At 73.6% G+C, this 15,561-nt stretch carries 10 protein-coding genes; 5 read left to right on the top strand and 5 right to left on the bottom strand.

Annotated elements, in window-relative coordinates; all coding sequences use genetic code 11:
- Positions 1-73: 73 nt before the first annotated feature.
- The 5 genes from ABTY20_RS09575 (at position 74) to ABTY20_RS09555 (ending at position 11,311) form a co-directional block, all read left to right on the top strand.
- Positions 74-3,349 carry a non-ribosomal peptide synthetase gene (locus tag ABTY20_RS09575; RefSeq protein ID WP_351996407.1) on the top strand — a complete coding sequence of 1,092 codons (3,276 nt, stop codon included), beginning with the start codon at positions 74-76 and terminating at the stop codon, positions 3,347-3,349.
- Entirely contained in the window at positions 3,349-5,274 is a 1,926-nt protein-coding gene (locus ABTY20_RS09570) for a non-ribosomal peptide synthetase (protein WP_351996406.1), read from the top strand. Before ABTY20_RS09575 ends, ABTY20_RS09570 begins: the two co-directional genes overlap by 1 nt.
- A gap of 1 nt (position 5,275) precedes the next feature.
- Complete coding sequence (locus ABTY20_RS09565) at positions 5,276-7,156, top strand: amino acid adenylation domain-containing protein (protein ID WP_351996405.1); 1,881 nt, start codon at positions 5,276-5,278, stop codon at positions 7,154-7,156.
- The gene (locus ABTY20_RS09560) at positions 7,146-10,112 is read left to right on the top strand and encodes a condensation domain-containing protein (RefSeq protein ID WP_351996404.1); all 2,967 of its coding nucleotides are present in this window, start codon (positions 7,146-7,148) and stop codon (positions 10,110-10,112) included. The genes ABTY20_RS09565 and ABTY20_RS09560 overlap by 11 nt, the downstream gene beginning before the upstream one ends.
- 590 nt (positions 10,113-10,702) lie before the next feature.
- Positions 10,703-11,311: a hypothetical protein gene (locus tag ABTY20_RS09555; RefSeq protein ID WP_351996403.1), complete on the top strand. Its 609-nt coding sequence runs from the start codon at positions 10,703-10,705 to the stop codon at positions 11,309-11,311.
- Positions 11,312-11,452: 141 nt separating this feature from the next.
- On the opposite strand, the gene ABTY20_RS09550 is transcribed toward ABTY20_RS09555, so the two are convergent.
- From ABTY20_RS09550 to ABTY20_RS09525, 5 genes are all read right to left on the bottom strand, one after another.
- Positions 11,453-11,803 (bottom strand): hypothetical protein, encoded by a 351-nt coding sequence (locus ABTY20_RS09550; RefSeq protein ID WP_351996402.1) that lies wholly within the window; start codon positions 11,801-11,803, stop codon positions 11,453-11,455.
- Between the two features lie 431 nt (positions 11,804-12,234).
- Positions 12,235-12,435: a hypothetical protein gene (locus tag ABTY20_RS09540; RefSeq protein WP_351996401.1), complete on the bottom strand. Its 201-nt coding sequence runs from the start codon at positions 12,433-12,435 to the stop codon at positions 12,235-12,237.
- Between the two features lie 399 nt (positions 12,436-12,834).
- Positions 12,835-13,398, bottom strand: coding sequence for a GNAT family N-acetyltransferase (locus ABTY20_RS09535; RefSeq protein ID WP_351996400.1), 564 nt, complete (start codon positions 13,396-13,398; stop codon positions 12,835-12,837).
- A 489-nt stretch (positions 13,399-13,887) separates the two neighbouring features.
- A complete protein-coding gene (locus ABTY20_RS09530) occupies positions 13,888-14,733 on the bottom strand; it encodes a PaaX family transcriptional regulator C-terminal domain-containing protein (RefSeq protein ID WP_351996437.1) in 846 nt (281 codons plus the stop codon).
- Between the two features lie 35 nt (positions 14,734-14,768).
- Positions 14,769-15,404: a GNAT family N-acetyltransferase gene (locus ABTY20_RS09525; protein WP_351996399.1), complete on the bottom strand. Its 636-nt coding sequence runs from the start codon at positions 15,402-15,404 to the stop codon at positions 14,769-14,771.
- Between the last annotated feature and the right edge of the window lie 157 nt (positions 15,405-15,561).

Here is a 15,561-nt window from a genome sequence, read left to right as displayed (position 1 = left end):
GGCTCCCGCACCACCACCGGGCACGACCGTGCCCGGTCGGCCCTCACCCGACCCGACAACCCCAGGGATCGCCATGCTTCCGCTCTCCTCCTCGCAGGAGATCGTCTGGCTGCACGAACAGGTGCAACCGGGCAGCCGTGCCTACAACTTCACCGCCGCACTCGACCTGTGGGGGCCGCTCCACGCCGACGCCCTCCGCCGCGGTCTCGCCGCCACACTCGACCGGCACGCGGGCCTTCGCCTGGAACTGGTCGCCGTCCCCGGCGCCGTACCCGGTCAGCGGGTCGCCCAGGCGTGCGCGCCCCGGCTGCGGACGGTCGACCTGAGCGCGCACACCGACCCGGAGGCCGCGTTCCAGGAACTGCTGCGCACCGAGGCGGAGACCCCGCTCGACACCTACGAGGCGCCGCTGCTGCGCTGGACACTGGTGCGGCTCGGGGACGAGCACCACCGGCTCATCCACGTCGAGCACCACCTGATCCACGACGGCCACTCGTTCGCGATCCTGCTCGACGACGTGTTCACCGTTTACCGGGGTCACGTCCTGGGTGAGCCGGCCGTACTGCCGCCCGCGCCCTCCTACGCCGACCACGTCGAGGCGCAGACCCGCGGCCGGGAGGCCGGGGCGCGCCGCGCCGGGCTGGACTTCTGGACCGCCGAACTGCGCGGGTTCCCCTACGACATGCCGCTGCCGGGTCTCTCCCGTCCCGGTGCCCGGCGCCGCCACCACGGGGGTCAGCTGCGGCAGTCGATCGGCGCGGACCTGGCGGAGGGTCTGCGCGGCCACGCGCGGCTGCGCGGCCTGACCCCGTTCTCCACCCTGCTCGGCCTCTTCGCCGAACTGCTGCGGCGCCACAGCGGCCGTTCGCAGCTGGTCGTCGGTACCGCGGTGGGCAACCGGCCCCGCGGGCACGAGGAGACCGTCGGCATGTTCGTCAACACCGTCCCCCTGCCGCTGCGGCTGGACCCGGCCGCCCCGGCCGAGGAGACGATGGACGAGGTGACCGACGTCCTCATCCGCGCGCTGCCGCACCAGGACGTACCGGTCCAGGAACTGACCCACGCGCTCGGCCTGCACACCTCGGGCGCGGACAATCCACTGTTCGACGTGATGTTCAGCGCCCACGACGCCGAGCTGCCCGAGGTCGACGTGCCCGGTCTGGACATCACGCTGTTCGAGGGGTTCAACACGGGCACCACCAGGTTCGACCTGGACGTGGTGCTGCTGCCGGACGACCGGCGCGGGGTCGGTCCCCGGCACGGCGGCGCCGGAATGACCCTGGTCTGGGACTACGACGCCGACATGTTCGGCGAGGAGGTGGTCGAGCTGCTCGCCGGCCGGTTCCTGGACCTGCTGCGGGCCTACCTCGACGCCCCGGGCACCGCCCTGGCGGACCTGGCGCCGCCCGGGCACCCTGACGGGCCGGCCCCCGTCGCGGACATCGACGGGCAGGCGGCGCCCCAGGACGCCGCCCCGGCCCTGGGTGCGGACCCGCTCGACCCCGTCGCCCGCCACGACGCGTCCGCGCCCGCCCTGCTCATCGGCCCCCGCCACCTGACCTACGGCGACCTCGATGCCCGGGTCACCGCCCTCGCGGAGCGCCTGCTGGCCGCCGGGGTGAGGGCCGGCCAGCCGGTGGCGTCCGTCCTGCCGCGCGGCGCCGACGCGGTCGTGGTGCTGCTCGCCTGCCTGCGCACCGGAGCGGTCCACTGCCCGCTGTCGCCGTCGGACCCACCCGCCCGTCTGGAACTGCTGCTGAACCGTCTGGCCCCGGCTCTCGTCCTCACCTCGACCGACCACCCCGTCACGGTGCCCGACGGTCTGCCGACCGCCGCCGTGGACGCGCCACAGATGCCGAAGGCGCACGCGGCGCCCGTGGTGCCGGGTGCCGCGTACATCATCCACACCTCCGGGTCGACCGGTGTCCCCAAGGCCGTCGCCGTCGGGCGCGCGGCACTCGAGAACCATCTGACCGGGGTGGCCGGACGGTTCGGGCTGCGGCGCGACGACCGGGTCCTGCTGTTCGCCCAGCCGATGTTCGACGTGGCCCTGGAGGAGACGCTGCCCTCCCTGTACGCGGGGGCGTGCCTCGTCGTCCCCGGGCCCGAGGTGCCGACCGGCGCCGAACTGGCCGCGCTGCTGACCGACGCGCGCGTCACCGTGGCCAATCTGCCCACCAGCTACTTCCTCGCCGTGCGAGAGGAGTTGCGGCCCGCGCTGCGCGACGGCCGCTGGACGCCGCGCCTGCTCGTGCTCGGCGGTGAACGCCTCCCGGCCGACGCGCTGCGCCCCTTCCTGGCGGACACCGACGCGACGGTGCTCAACGCCTACGGCGTCACCGAGGCGGCCGTCACCACCACCGTCCACCACATCGCGCCGAAAGCTTTGGCCGACGGAGCGGAGGTCCCGCTCGGGACCGAGCTGCCCGGCGAACGCGTCCACGTCCTGGACGAGCACCACCGCCCCCTGCCGGACGGCGCGGTGGGTGAGCTGGCGATCGCCGGGGCCGGGCTCGCCGAGGGCTACGTGGGCGACCCGCAGACCACGGCCGCCCGGTTCACGCGTCCCGACGCACTCGGCGGTGAGCGGGTCTACCTGACGGGTGACCTGGGCTACCGGGGCCTGGACGGGGCGCTCCACTTCCTCGGCCGCCGGGACAACCAGGTCAAGCTGCGCGGGTACCGGATCGAACTGGAGGAGATCGAGGCGGCCGCTTCGGCCGCGCTGGGCGGCCGGTCCTGTGCCGTCGTACTGGACCGCGAGGCCGTCGGCGGACCCCGGTTGGTCGGCTTCGTGGAGCACCCCGGCGAGGGCGGCGCGTGGGACGAGGCGGCGCTGCACGCGCGGCTCGGGCTGCGGCTGCCGGCCGCCCTGGTACCGGGGCGGTGGGTAGGCCTCGACACGATGCCCACACTGGCCGGCGGCAAGCCGGACCGTACGGCACTCGCCCGGAAGGCCGCAGAGCTCGGCACGGCCGGCGACGCGGGCCCGGACGGTGCGGCGCGGACGACGGACGCCCCCGTTCCGAGCGGTGACGCGCGCTCTTCGGACGAAGTCGCGCGGGACGGCGAGGGCCACGCCGAGGCGGTTCCGGCCGGCTCGATGGCCGCGCTGCTCGCCGACGGCTGGCGCACGGTGCTGGGTCACGGCGACTTCGACGGGCGCACCGACTTCTTCCGGGCCGGGGGCCACTCGCTGCGCGCCGCGCAGTTGGCGGCCTGGCTGGAGCCCCGACTCGGCCACCGTCCTTCGATGCGGCTGTTCTTCCGCCACCCGGTGCTCACCGACCAAGCCGACGCGCTCGCCGCCACCGCTCCCGCCGCCACCGTCTTCTCCACGGAGTCCTGATGTCCCGTCCCGCCACCTCCCCCGGCACCCGGCCGACGGCCCCGTCGACGGTCTCCCCCGCCCCCGCCTCCCCGGGCAGCGGCGCGCTCAGCGTCGCGCACGGCCCCGCGTCCCGCGAGAACGCCACGACCGGGGTGCTCACCCTGTTCGAGGACTGGGCGCGCCGCACCCCGAACGCCCTCGCCGTGATCGACGGCGACCGCACCTGGACGTACCGGCAGATCGACACCGCCGCCGACGAGGCCGTGGCCGTGCTGCGCGGCCGGGTCGGGGCGGGTGACCTCATCGGTGTCTGCCTGGACCGCTCCGCCGCACTCGTCGTGACGGCCGTGGCGATCGCCAGGCTCGGCGCGGTGTATCTGCCGTTGGGACCGCGCCCCGGTGAGCGGCGCATCGAGGCCGTCACCGAGGACCTGGACGTCACCTGTCTGATCGGTGCCCCCGCCGTGCTCCCCTCCCGGCACCGGGCGGCCGAGCACATCGCTCTGGCCCTGCCGGACGGCGGGGCCAACGCGGCCGGCCCGGTGGTGGCGGCGTTCGCCCCGTCCCCTCCCGGTGCGCTGCGCGCGCCCCGCGAGGCGTTCTACGCGGTGCTGACGTCGGGCTCCACCGGCCGTCCCAAGGCCGTCGTCGTCGCCGAGCCGGCCCTTGGCACACTGCTCGACTGGTACCGCGCCGAGACCGGTCTCGCACCCGGCGACCGGCAGTCCCTGCTCATCGGCGTCGCGTTCGACCCGCACCTGCTGGAGCTGTGGGCGGGGCTGACGTCGGGTGCGGCGCTCGTGCCCGCGCCCGACGACGTCCGCTGGGACACCGGGGCGCTCACCTCCTGGTGGCGCGAGGCCGCCGTGTCCGTGGCGGTGGCCGCCACGCCCATGGTCGAGCCGCTGCTGGAGCAGCCCTGGCCGCACGGCCTGGTGCTGCGCCACCTCGTCGTCGGCGGTGACCGGATGCGCCGACGCCCAGGCGCCGACGTGACCGCGACCGTCCACAACGCCTACGGTCCCGCGGAAGCCACCGTCGTCACCACCACGTACGCCATGCGCGCCGCGGACGCCGGGGCGGAGGGCCCCGGAGCGCCGCCGATCGGCGCTCCCGTACCGGGCGTGACGGTCGTCGTCACCGGCTCCGACGGCCGCCCCGTGCCGCGGGGCGAGGAGGGTGAACTCCGCATCGGCGGCAGCGGCCTGGCGCTCGGGTACGTGGATCCCGAGCTGACCGCGCGCCGCTTCACCGCCCCCGGTGGGGATCTCCCGGGAGTGGACCGGCTCTACCGCACCGGCGACCGGGTGCGGATGCGGCCGGACGGGACGCTGGAGTTCCTCGGTCGTCTCGACAACCAGGTGAAGATCAGCGGCGTGCGGATCGAGCCCGCCGAGGTCGAGGCCGCGCTGGAGAGGGACCCGGCCGTGCTCGGCGCCGTGGTCACCGCGCCCCGGGGCCCCGACGGCGCCGTCCGCCTGATGGCGCACGTCCGCCTCTCCCCCGGTTCCTCCGCCTCCGGGCAGGCGCTGCTGACGGCGGTGCGGGCGTGGCTTCCCGAACAGGCCGTGCCCTCGGCCGTGCGGATCGTCGACGCCTTCCCGCTGGACGCCAACGGCAAGGTCGACCGGGGCGAACTGACACGCGAGGCGGCCGCGCCGGACACCGGCGACCGCGCCGAGGTGCAGGACGGCGCCACACCGGGCGAGCGGATCGTTCTGGACGCCGTGCGCGATCTCCTCGCCAGGCCCGCGACGGTGCTGACCGACGACTTCAGGATGATCGGCGGCACATCGATCGTCGCCGCCCGCCTGCTGACCGTCATCGAGCAGCGGAGCGGCGTGCGCCTGCGTGCGCCGGAGTTCCTGCGCCAGCCGGACCTGCGCGCCGTCGCCGCTCTCGTCGACCGCCGCCGCGAGTCCGCGCGAGGGCAGGGAGCCTGAGATGACCACCTCCACCGACCGTACCGACGCCGCCCTCGGAGAAGGACCCATGCCCTCCCGACATGTGAGGACCGCCTCCGGTGGCTCCAGGCCCGCACCCGCCTCCGGGCTGCCCGCCCTCGTGGCATGGCACGCCGGACGAACGCCGGACGCCCTCGCCGTGGTCGACGGTGACACCACCCTCACCTACGCCCGGCTGGTCTCCTCGGCCCGGGCCCTCGCCGCCCACCTGCACGCGCACGGTGTCCGGCCGGGCGACCGCGTGGCGCTGCTGATGCCTCGCTCGGCGCGCACGGTCGTCGCGCAGCTCGCCCTGTGGTGGGCGGGCGCCACCTGCGTACCGCTCGACCCGGCGCATCCGCGCCCTCGTTCCGAGGCGATGGCCGCCGACGCGGGAGTCACGCTGACCGTCGGCGAGGGCAAGCTCCTCGATGCGGCGGCCCTCACCGGTCCCGTCCTCGCGCTGCCGGAGGAGGCGTCGCTGTCGGACTCCTTTGCGCCCGTGCCCGGGCTCGGCTCCGACGCCGCGGCGTTCATCATGTTCACCTCCGGCTCGACCGGACGTCCCAAGGGCGTATCGGTACCGCACCGGGCCGTGGCCGAGCTGGTGTCCGAGCCCGCCTACGTCACCCTCACCTCCCGGGACCGGGTGCTCTTCCACTCCCCCATGACCTTCGACGCGTCGACGTTCGAGGTGTGGGGGGCCCTCGCCAACGGGGCCGCCGTGGTGGTCTGCGCCGTCGACCGGCCCTCGCTCGAGGACCTGGCCCGGCACGTGGAGCGTCACGGTGTCACCGTCGCGTTCCTCACGACGGCGCTCTTCCACCGGCTCGCCGCCCGGCGGTCCCGGATGTTCTCGGTGCTCCGCGCGGTCGTGGTGGGCGGGGAGGCGCTGTCCGCGCAGCACGCCGGGCAGGTGCTGGAGGCGTTCCCATGGCTGGAGCTGGTCAACGGGTACGGGCCCACGGAGACCACCACGTTCGCCACGGCGCACCGGGTCACCGGCACGGACCGCGAGGGCCCGGTGCCCATCGGCCGGCCCATCGCGGGTGCGACCGTACACGTCCTGGACGACAGCGGCAGGCCCGTCGCGGACGGTGCGCGGGGTGAGCTGTGGGTCGGCGGCAGCCGGTTGGCGCACGGGTACGCCGGGCGTCCCGACCTGACCGCCGAACGCTTCGTCGACCATCCGGAGCTGGGACGCCTGTACCGTACCGGCGACCTCGTCTCCGTCCGCCCGGACGGCGTCCTGGACTTCCACGGGCGGACCGACGACCAGGTGAAGGTGCGCGGCTTCCGCATCGAGCCGGGAGAGGTCGAGCACGTCCTGCGCCGGCAGCCCGACGTGGACGACGCGGCCGTCACCGTGCACCGGCCCGGCCCGGACGACGCCCGCCTCGTCGCGTTCGTCGTGGCGGCGCCCGGCCCTGTGCCCCGGCCGGGCGCGCTGCGCGACCGTCTCGCCGCGGTGCTGCCCGCCCACCTCGTCCCCGACGAGGTGACGATCGTCGGCAGCCTTCCGCTGACCCCGTCCGGAAAGGTCGACCGCCGCGCCCTCGCCGGCCTCGGCGGAGGGGAGGGAACGGCCGTTCCGGCCGCGCCTCTGACACCCCTGGAGCAGGCGGTCGCCGGGATATGGAGCCGCGCCCTGGGCCGCGAGATCATCCGGCCCGACGCCGACTTCCTCGACCAGGGCGGGCACTCGCTGCTCGCCCTGGTCGTCACCGACGACCTGCGTGAGGAACTCGGTGTCGACATGGCGCTCGCCGACTTCTTCGCCACCCCCACGGTGGCCGCCCAGGCTGCCCTGGTCGAGCAGGCCCTGCTCGCCGCCCACGACGATCTGCGCCCCGGCACCGAGGAGCACCGCGATGGCCGCTGAGACCCCAGGGACCACGGCCGTGGCCCTTCAGGAGGAACTGCTGCGCCGGGCACGCGAACGTGCCGCGAGCCGTCCCGGTGAGGCCTTCGCAGCCGCCGGTGCCGCCGGAGGCGTCCACCGGGGTCCCGCACCGCTGTCCCACGCCCAGCGCCGTATGTGGCTCATGGACCGGCTCGGCCACGGCGGGGCCTCCTACAGCGTGCCCTTCGCCTCCCGGCTGCGCGGTCCTCTGGACCTCGACGCGCTGCGGACCGCGCTGACGGCCGTCGTGCACCGTCACGAGATCCTGCGCACGCGGTACGGGCAACGGGACGGCGAGCCCTTCCAGGAGGTTCTCCCGGCGCCGCGGGCGCTCGACGTGCGCGTCGTGGAGACGGTCCCGGAGCATGCCCACGACCTGCTGGTCGAGGAGGCCCGCCGTCCGTTCGACCTGTCCGCCGGTCCCCTGCCGCGGGTCCTGGTGCTGCGGCACGGCACGGAGGACCACACGGTCCTGCTGACGTTCCACCACATCGCGGTCGACGGCGCCTCACTGGAGATCATCGCCCGGGAGGTGACCGAACTCTACGCGACCGCCACCGACCGTCCCACGGACGCCACCGTCGCCGCGCATCCGCAGCCGGTCGCGCGGCCGCTCCGCTACGCGGACTTCGCGTGCCGTGAACACGCGGCGGCGGAACGGTTCGAGGAGGGGCTGCGTCACTGGGCCGACCGTCTCGACGGGGCCGCGCCACCTCCACTGCCCCGCCCCGTACGCCCGTCCGCCGACTTCGGCGCCCGGCCTGCCGGCGTCCGTACCGTGCCGCTCCGGTCCCGGGTGCCCGAGGGCCTGCGGGCGCTCGGCGCGTCGTGCCGGGCCACCCTGTTCACCACGGTCCTCGCCGCGGCGTTCGCCGCCCTGCACCGCTTCACCGGTGAGGACGACCTGATCATCGGTGTGGCGAGCACCCACCGCAGGGGGGCGGACATGCGCGGTCTGGTCGGCCTGTGCGTCAACACCCTCCCGGTGCGCGTCGACGCATCCGGCGACCCGGCCTTCACCGTCCTGGTGGAGCGGGTGCGGGACGCGCTGCTGGAGGCCCAGCGCCACCGTGACGTGCCGTTCGACCTCGTCGTGGAGCGCCTCGGCGCCGCCGCCCGTGCCGCCGACGGAACGGCACTGGTCCGGGTGACCAGCGATGTCATGGCGGAGCCCACGGTGCTACGGCTGCCCGGCACCCGGGGCGAACACGTCGACGTCGGCGTCGGCGAGGCCAAGTTCGACCTGTCGTTCGGCCTGCTCGACACGGACGCTCCCGCCGCACTCGTCCAGTACGGCCGCGCCCTGCTGGACGAGGCTACGGCCTCCTCGCTGGCCGACGGCTTCGCCGAGCTGCTCACCACGGTCGTCTCCGACCCCGGGACGCGGCTGTCCCGGCTGCCCGTCCGGCCCCACGCCCCGGCCCCCGCCCCGGCGCGGGGCGCGGGCCGGCCGGCCGGGGGCGAGCATCCGGCGGAGACGCTGCTGCTCGCGCACCCGCAGGTGGCGGAGGCCGTCGTCGTCGAACCGGACGGCGGGCCGCCGCTGGCGTACGCCGTACTGCGCGGTGTCTCGGGCCCCTCGCGCGCCGACCTGCGGGCGGCCCTGCGGGTGTCGCTCCCCCCGGAGTCGGTGCCCGTGGCCGTGACCCTGCTGGACGCCATGCCGCGTACGGCCCAGGGCGCGGCCGACACGTCGCGGCTGCCGGGCCTGCCGTCCGTCCCCGCCCCGGCGGGTCCGCTCGGGAAGGCCGTGACGGAGGCGTTCGCGGCGTCGCTGAACTGCCCGGCGCCGGGGCCCGAGGACGACTTCTTCGACCTCGGCGGTCACTCACTGATCGCGGTCCGGCTCGCCGAACGGCTGCGGGCCGCGCTGAAGCTTCCGTTGACGGGTCTGGACATCCTCCAGGCCCGTACGCCCCGGGCTCTGTCCGCCCTGCTGGAGGAACGGGCCGCGCAGCGGGCCACCGCCGCGGCCTCGCCCACCCGCCCGGCACGTTCCCGGGGCGCTCGCCAGGGGACGGTCCTGGTCACCGGCGCGACCGGTGGCGTCGGTACCTTCGTCCTGCGGGAACTGGCCGCGCAGGGACGTCCCGTCCTCGCCCTGGCCCGGCCCGAATCCGCGCACCTGATCGACGTGGAGGGGGTGGACGTCGTCGAGGGCGACCTCGCCGACCCGGACGATCTGCGCGCGGCGGTGGCGAGCGCCGACGCAGTGATCCACGCCGCGTGCACCTTCGTCCGCCCCGAGGTGGACGTGGCGGCCATGAGGGCGATGGTGGAGGCCTGGCAGCGCGGTCCGTTCGTCTTCGTCAGCAGCGTCGACGCCTACGGGCATCCCGCCGAGGACCTCGTGGCGGAGGGAGCGTCGTCACGACAGCCGCTGAGCCCGTACGGCCAGGCCAAGCTGGACTGCGAGCGGATGCTGCTGGACGCGGCCGGCGCCGGGGGCCGGGGCGGCGCGAGCGCCGTGCGCTCCCCCCTGGTGTGGGGCTCGCACGAGCGGCTGCGCGACCAGCTGCGCTGGGGTGCCACCGGTGTGCTCTACCAAGCCGTGAGGCAGGGGCGGCCGGTCGGTCTGCCGAGGCCGGGGGCCCACGGCCACGCCTGGTACGGAGCGCCCTGGGTGCACGCGGCCGCCTTGGCGCGGGCTGTGACGTCATGCCTCGACGCGCCCGTGCACGGGGTGGCGAACGCCGTCAGCGGCCATGTCTCCTGGCATGACCTCACGGCGCAGTTGGCCGAACTGCTGCACCCCGACAGCGCGGGAACCGGGGACAGCGCCGGCCGGGCGATCCGTGAGACGGACGAGGTGCATCCGGACCTCGACCACCACTGGCAGTACCGGTCCGACCGGCTGGCTCCGTCCCTGCGGGAGCGGCCGGGCGAGGACTGGCGCACCGTACTGGCGGAGATGGCCGGCACACCCGGCACCTGACGTCACGTGCACGGTCCGAGCGCCCCGCGGGACGCTCGGACCGTGCGGCGGGCCGCCCATCGCGGTGACGCGTCGGCGGGCACGGGCAGTCCAAGCACAGAGCGTGGAGAACTCCGTGGACGTCAGCAACCGGGCGTCAGCCGACTGCGTCGAAGTCCTGACCGAGGAGGGCGCGGTGGTACGCGACTTCCGGTTCGCGCTCCATCCGGGTGTTGCCGGTGGGGGTCTCCGTCGTTGCGTTGTCGGACCATCCGGTTGGGTTCCGCTGCGCTCCTCGAGATGCGCGACGAATGGATCGCCCTACCTCACCGCCACCTCCCCGAAGGGATATGGGCGATATCTACCGTAAACTTTGTTTTGGTTCCTCCGTGCCACCCAACGCACCGAAATGCAATCGCCAGTTGATCTTCAACACCATGACGAGGGATACTGCCCGGCGGATGCGCGTTCCCGACCGAGTGGCACTCGCTTCAATATCCTCCCGCGCGGGCCGTCGGGGGCCATTCACCCAAAGACTACTGGGCAGTTGACCTCAGGGTTTCGTGGTAGCGTCCTCGCCCGGAGGGACAGTGCAACCTGAAAGGGAAATCGTGAACACGGAGAAGATCGCCGCTCGCCGCCTCTCGCTGGAAGAGGTGACGAAGCTCGGCGTGAAGGACAGGATCTTCGTTTCCGCCGACACGGCGGGGCTCAAACTTCCCGACTGCTATGTCCCTGCTTTCCTGACCAAGCCCGGTGAGGATTTCGAGGGCGGCTCGATCACGGCGAGAACCGTATTCGAGGAAGAAGTCTCCTGCCTTCCCGACGACGAGAACGAAGCCGGAATCTACTTGGCCGACGAGAACGGCTCGGCGACCATCGAGGTCCTCCAGTCCGCCGGTGTCGTGCTGGACCTGGCACTTTTCGTTCCCGGTGGGGACAAGGGGGCCCTCACGGCCCTTTACGCCGCGGCCCGGCAGGCGTTCGGCGCCGACGTCGTGCAGATCTGGCGCCAGGGCCTCAAGGAGGTTCCCGACGTGAAGGTCGACATCTTCGAGGAGCAGATTCCCCGGGGGCGCAAGGGGAGCGACAACCCCAAGCGTGACCGTCGCGCGATCGACACCTACCCCACCCGTGCGGACTTCATCGAGTTCTCCGCGGGATGGAAGCCGGTCGTTGAGATTCACAAGCCGGTCGTTGACGACACCCCGACCATCTGAGGTGGCATCACCTCTCATCCCGGCCTGAAAGAGCGGTTCGTCCCGGCAGGGTTGTTCGGTTCGAGGTTCAGGTGTCGCGCCGGTTCGGGGTGGATTCCCGGGTGAGGCGTCGGCTCATGAGGTCGATCATGGCGGTGTGGATCATGACTTCGGAGCGGTGGGGCTCACCTTCAAGCCCTTGATGCCGGGTTCGCGTTGGACGACTTCCACGTCGATGCCGGGGCGGGCGCCGTGTTCGATGGCTTGGGTGCGGTGGTCGGTGCCGGCCCGGGCTTTGGTCACGTGAAGGTGGGTGGCGGCGGTGCGGCACATCAGGGGCGTGCCGCCGACGTCGTCGCAAACGCTCGCCGCGACGACCCGGGCGGCCGGGAGCAGGCCGAGGGTGTCCACCCCGATGTGGCGCTCGCGGCCTGCGATTTCCTTGCCGGCGTCGATGCCCTGGGCGGCCGCCGGCGCACTGCTGGAGGTCTCCGCGCTCTGCGCGTCCAGCACGCGGGCGGTCGGCTCGCCGTCGCGGCCTTCACCCTGACGGGCCAGGCGGCGAAGTGGCCGTAGGCGGTTTCCCGGGGGGCGAGCCGTGCGGCAGGCAGTGAGCCCCCCGCCCCTGCGCTCGGCACGGGTATCCGGGCGCGCGCCGATCTTGTTCCGGACGGCCTGTGGGGGCGGATGGCGCCGCTGCCACCACCCGCCCCCGAACGACGCCATCGCCATCCCTCTTCCCGGACCGAACACTCCCGGCTGTCCGCCCTCCCTCTCGGACCACCGCGGACCACCAGCCGGCACCGCGACCTCATTTCGCAACGATCAGTCATTCCGATCGGGCGGTGAGGGCGGGTGCGGGATGTCGCCGCGGGTCGGCACGATCGGTGCAGCGCCCCGGGAGGTGCGCAGGGCGCAGACGCCGCAGCAGGCGGCCGGGAGGCTCAGGGACCCGGCGAGGTCGGAGCGGCGATGTCGAGCGGCACCACGGCGTTGAGGCCGGGGTTGACCTTCGCCAGGTGCGCGAGCGTCCGGTCGAGCAGTGAGCGGGCAGTGTCCTGCCGGCGGCGCAGCGCATGGAGCTGGGCGCGCGCGGAGGAGCGGTACGGGGCGGTGGTGCTCATGACGTCCTCTGCACGGGTCACGGCGGCAGCGTGCGTCATGTCCGGCAAGGAGGTCGCGGCTGCGCCGGTCACGGCGGCGGCAAGCAGGGTACGGCGATTCAGGTAGGGGTTCCTGTGACATCCTGCGGCTTCGATCCGCGTGCGGCTGGTGGGGTGAAGTGTGCCGCCGCGTGGACGAGGTGGCGAAACCCTTTTCCGGTGGTGGAGGTGTCCAAGGTCGCGTCAGCGCGGGGAGCAGGTCTTTCCACCGTCCCGTACTGCTTCTGGACGAGTGCAGCGTGGCTCTGGTCCGCGGTGACCGCCGCAGCACCTCGCGCGGGCGGGCCGGGGCCCGGACGAAGGCCCCGGCTTTGCTGCTGACCGTCACGGTCGTGCCGGGCGGGCGGGCCCCGTGCCTGACATGTGCCGCCTGGAGCCGGCTCAGCGGCAGGGCATGCTCATATAGAGCGCCTGCTCACCCTTGGAGGAGGTGCCTTCGTAGAGGGTGGTGTCGAGTCCGCAGAAGGCGAAGCCCATGCGTCGGTATGCGTGGATCGCCGGCGCGTTGAGGTTGGTGACCTCCAGCCAGAGGTGGTCGGCACCCCGCTCGCGGGCGAACTCCTTCGCCAGTCCCATCAGCGCGCGGCCCACTCCCCTGCCCCGGTGCGGCGGGGCGACTGCGATGTCCTCGACGGTCAGTCGGCGGTTCCAGCCGGAGTACGAGACGGCGACGAACCCGGCCAGGTCGCCGGCGGTGTCGTGGGCGACGAAAGTCCGGGAGTCCGCGTCGTCCTCGTCCTCGTCGTCGCCGTCCGGCTCGTCCTCGGGGAACACCTTGGTCAGGGGCGGCTCCACCGGGATCTCCCGCAGCGCGAACCCGTCCTTGGTGATCGTCACCTGGAAGACGGTGTCGGTGGTGAAGGAGTCGTCGAGGGCCCTGACGGGCTCGGTGTCCCCGGTGGCGGCGATGCGGTAGCGGTAAGCCGTGTCGCCCACAGTGGTCATGGCACGACACTACGGCCACTCCCACCACGGCAGCACGGGTTCCGGCCGGTCGCACTCGCGTCTGCCGGATCCAGAGCTCCAGGTCGCCGGACAGATCCCTCCGCGCCCGCGGCGGTCCCCGCCCCGGCCCTGCTCCTCCCCCGACCACCCCTGTCCCGGGCCGCCGGCGGACCGATCGCCGGCGAGCAGGCCCGGTGGACGGTGATCGTGCGGTACGTGTGCAGGGCTGGGATCCGGTGCCTGGGTTCCGTCATCGGATCAGGGGGATCACATGTCGTCATGCGCGCCATCGGAATCACCGCGGCGGGAGGCCACCGAGTCCGCGGTGGCGGATGAAGGCGCGGGTGACGCTCGTGAGGGCGGTGCACCCGGCCGTGCACCGATCGGCACGGATCGAAGTGCCCCCCCGATCCGATACCCGTCCGCAAGGACGGGTGCCCTCGCCGCAGCCTCACTCAGCCGGCAGGGGCTGCGCCGCCTGTCGCGTCTTCAGGGCGTGGCCCGGTCTGCTGTTTCCCGGGTGACATCGGCGTGGAGGCGGAAGAGGACCGGGCGGGCCTCGCCCTGGTCGCGTTCGTACAGGGCCGCCCAGCACCGGGCGATGAGCTTCCGGGCCCGGGTACCGGGCCAGGGGTGGGGCAGGAGCTGAGGCGGCAGCAGCGGGTCGGGCTCCATGGCGCGGGTGAGTTCGGCGGCCAGCTCGACAGCGATGGTGAGAAGTGCGGCCGGGGAGAGTTCGTCGGGGCCGGTGAGCCGGGCGAGGCGGGGCCGGGTGATGCGGCTGAGGCGGTCGTAGCGGTCGGCGATCTCCTGCAGAGGCCACAGTCGGCGGGCGAGTTCGGCAGGCTCTCGGATGTCGCCCCTGCGCAGGTCCGTCGTGGTGAGGAGGGTGAGCGCGTCGTGGGCGCCGAGGCGGTGGGCCGTTTCCTCGACGTACGGTTCCCAGGTGTTGGCGCAGACGTAGAGTCCGCCTTGGAGCGGGGCGCCGCCGAGGTGGACGAGCGTCTCGCGCAGGGCGTCCCGGGCGGTGCGCGCCGATTCGGGCACCGCGAAGGCGGCCAGGTGCCAGACACCGTCCCAGGGCGCGAGCCCGGCGTCCTGCTGGAATGCGTGCCGCAGGAAGTCCGCGTTGGGGGCGAGGGCACGCATGGTGTCCGTGGTCGCGTGCAGCTCCGCCTTGCGGCCTCGGCCTTCGTGGGTGAACCGGCCTTCGGTCACGAGGCGTTTGACGCACAGCCGTACCTGCTGGTCGCTCATGCCCAGGGTGTTGGCGACGGCGTACAGCTCGTCCGCGCCGACGGTGCCGTCCTCGCGGATCAGCGCGTGGACGAGCATGCGGGTGGGGACCTCGACGTGGTCGGTGTCGGCGCTCACGGTTCCCTCACCTCCCCTGTTCCGACCGGACGACGCATGGTGGTCACCGCGCCGAATCCGAACAGCCCGCGCAGGTAGGGCGTGTGCTCGGTCCGCACGGCCGTGAAGCCGCGCCGCTCGTACAGGGCCCGGGCGCGCGGGTTGGTGTCGATCACGTCCAGTCTGATCTCCCGGCAGTCCTGCTCCGCCGCGACGGCGGCCACTTCCTCGAGGAGCAGGCTCCCGACGCCCCGGCCGCGCATGTCCGGGTCCACGGCGATGCCGTCCATGACGAGCTGTCCGGGGACCGGGTGACGTTCGAACAGGGCGAGGAGCAGGAGCCGGTGCAGTCCTCGCAGGTGCCCGTAGGCGCGCAGCACGGCGCAGGCCGATCCCCCGGTGAGGGCTCGCCCGCCGTGTTGGTAGCCGGCGAGGCCGACGAGCTGCCCGTCGAGGAGTGCGCAGACCGCTCGATCGGCGTTCAGGTGGGCGGCGATGAAGGGCACCGCCTTGTCCGCCGGATTCAGCGCGGGACCGAGTTTGCGGCCGAAGGCGTCCCAGTACAGCTCGGCCACCCGCCGCTCGGCCCCGGGCGGGACGCCCCTTCGCACCGTCACCGGTCCAGCCCCGGGGCCTGTCGTGTCCAGTCCCATGCCGTGCCTCCTCTTCCCTGAAGCCGAGACCTGAATCTATCAGAATCACTACGGTCGTTTTCGTGATGATAGCTTCAGTGTCCGTTCCAGACCCGAACAGAGGCGGTCCTCCCATGTGTCCGAACACCCGGCCCCGACGGCGCGGGCTCCGCATCGC

The sequence above is a fragment of the Streptomyces sp. NPDC126497 genome (assembly GCF_040302425.1).
Lineage (GTDB): Bacteria > Actinomycetota > Actinomycetes > Streptomycetales > Streptomycetaceae > Streptomyces.
The sequence above is the reverse complement of the archived record's forward strand: the minus strand, read 5'-3'. Positions and strand labels throughout refer to the sequence as shown.

Bases quoted from the DNA above. Each gene is read 5' to 3' on its own strand.
- ABTY20_RS09575 (WP_351996407.1), top strand. From the start codon at position 74: ATGCTTCCGCTCTCCTCCTCGCAGGAGATCGTCTGGCTGCACGAACAG.
- ABTY20_RS09570 (WP_351996406.1), top strand. From the start codon at position 3,349: ATGTCCCGTCCCGCCACCTCCCCCGGCACCCGGCCGACGGCCCCGTCG.
- ABTY20_RS09565 (WP_351996405.1), top strand. From the start codon at position 5,276: ATGACCACCTCCACCGACCGTACCGACGCCGCCCTCGGAGAAGGACCC.
- ABTY20_RS09560 (WP_351996404.1), top strand. From the start codon at position 7,146: ATGGCCGCTGAGACCCCAGGGACCACGGCCGTGGCCCTTCAGGAGGAA.
- ABTY20_RS09535 (WP_351996400.1), bottom strand. From the start codon at position 13,398: ATGACCACTGTGGGCGACACGGCTTACCGCTACCGCATCGCCGCCACC.
- ABTY20_RS09530 (WP_351996437.1), bottom strand. From the start codon at position 14,733: ATGCTCGTCCACGCGCTGATCCGCGAGGACGGCACCGTCGGCGCGGAC.
- ABTY20_RS09525 (WP_351996399.1), bottom strand. From the start codon at position 15,404: ATGGGACTGGACACGACAGGCCCCGGGGCTGGACCGGTGACGGTGCGA.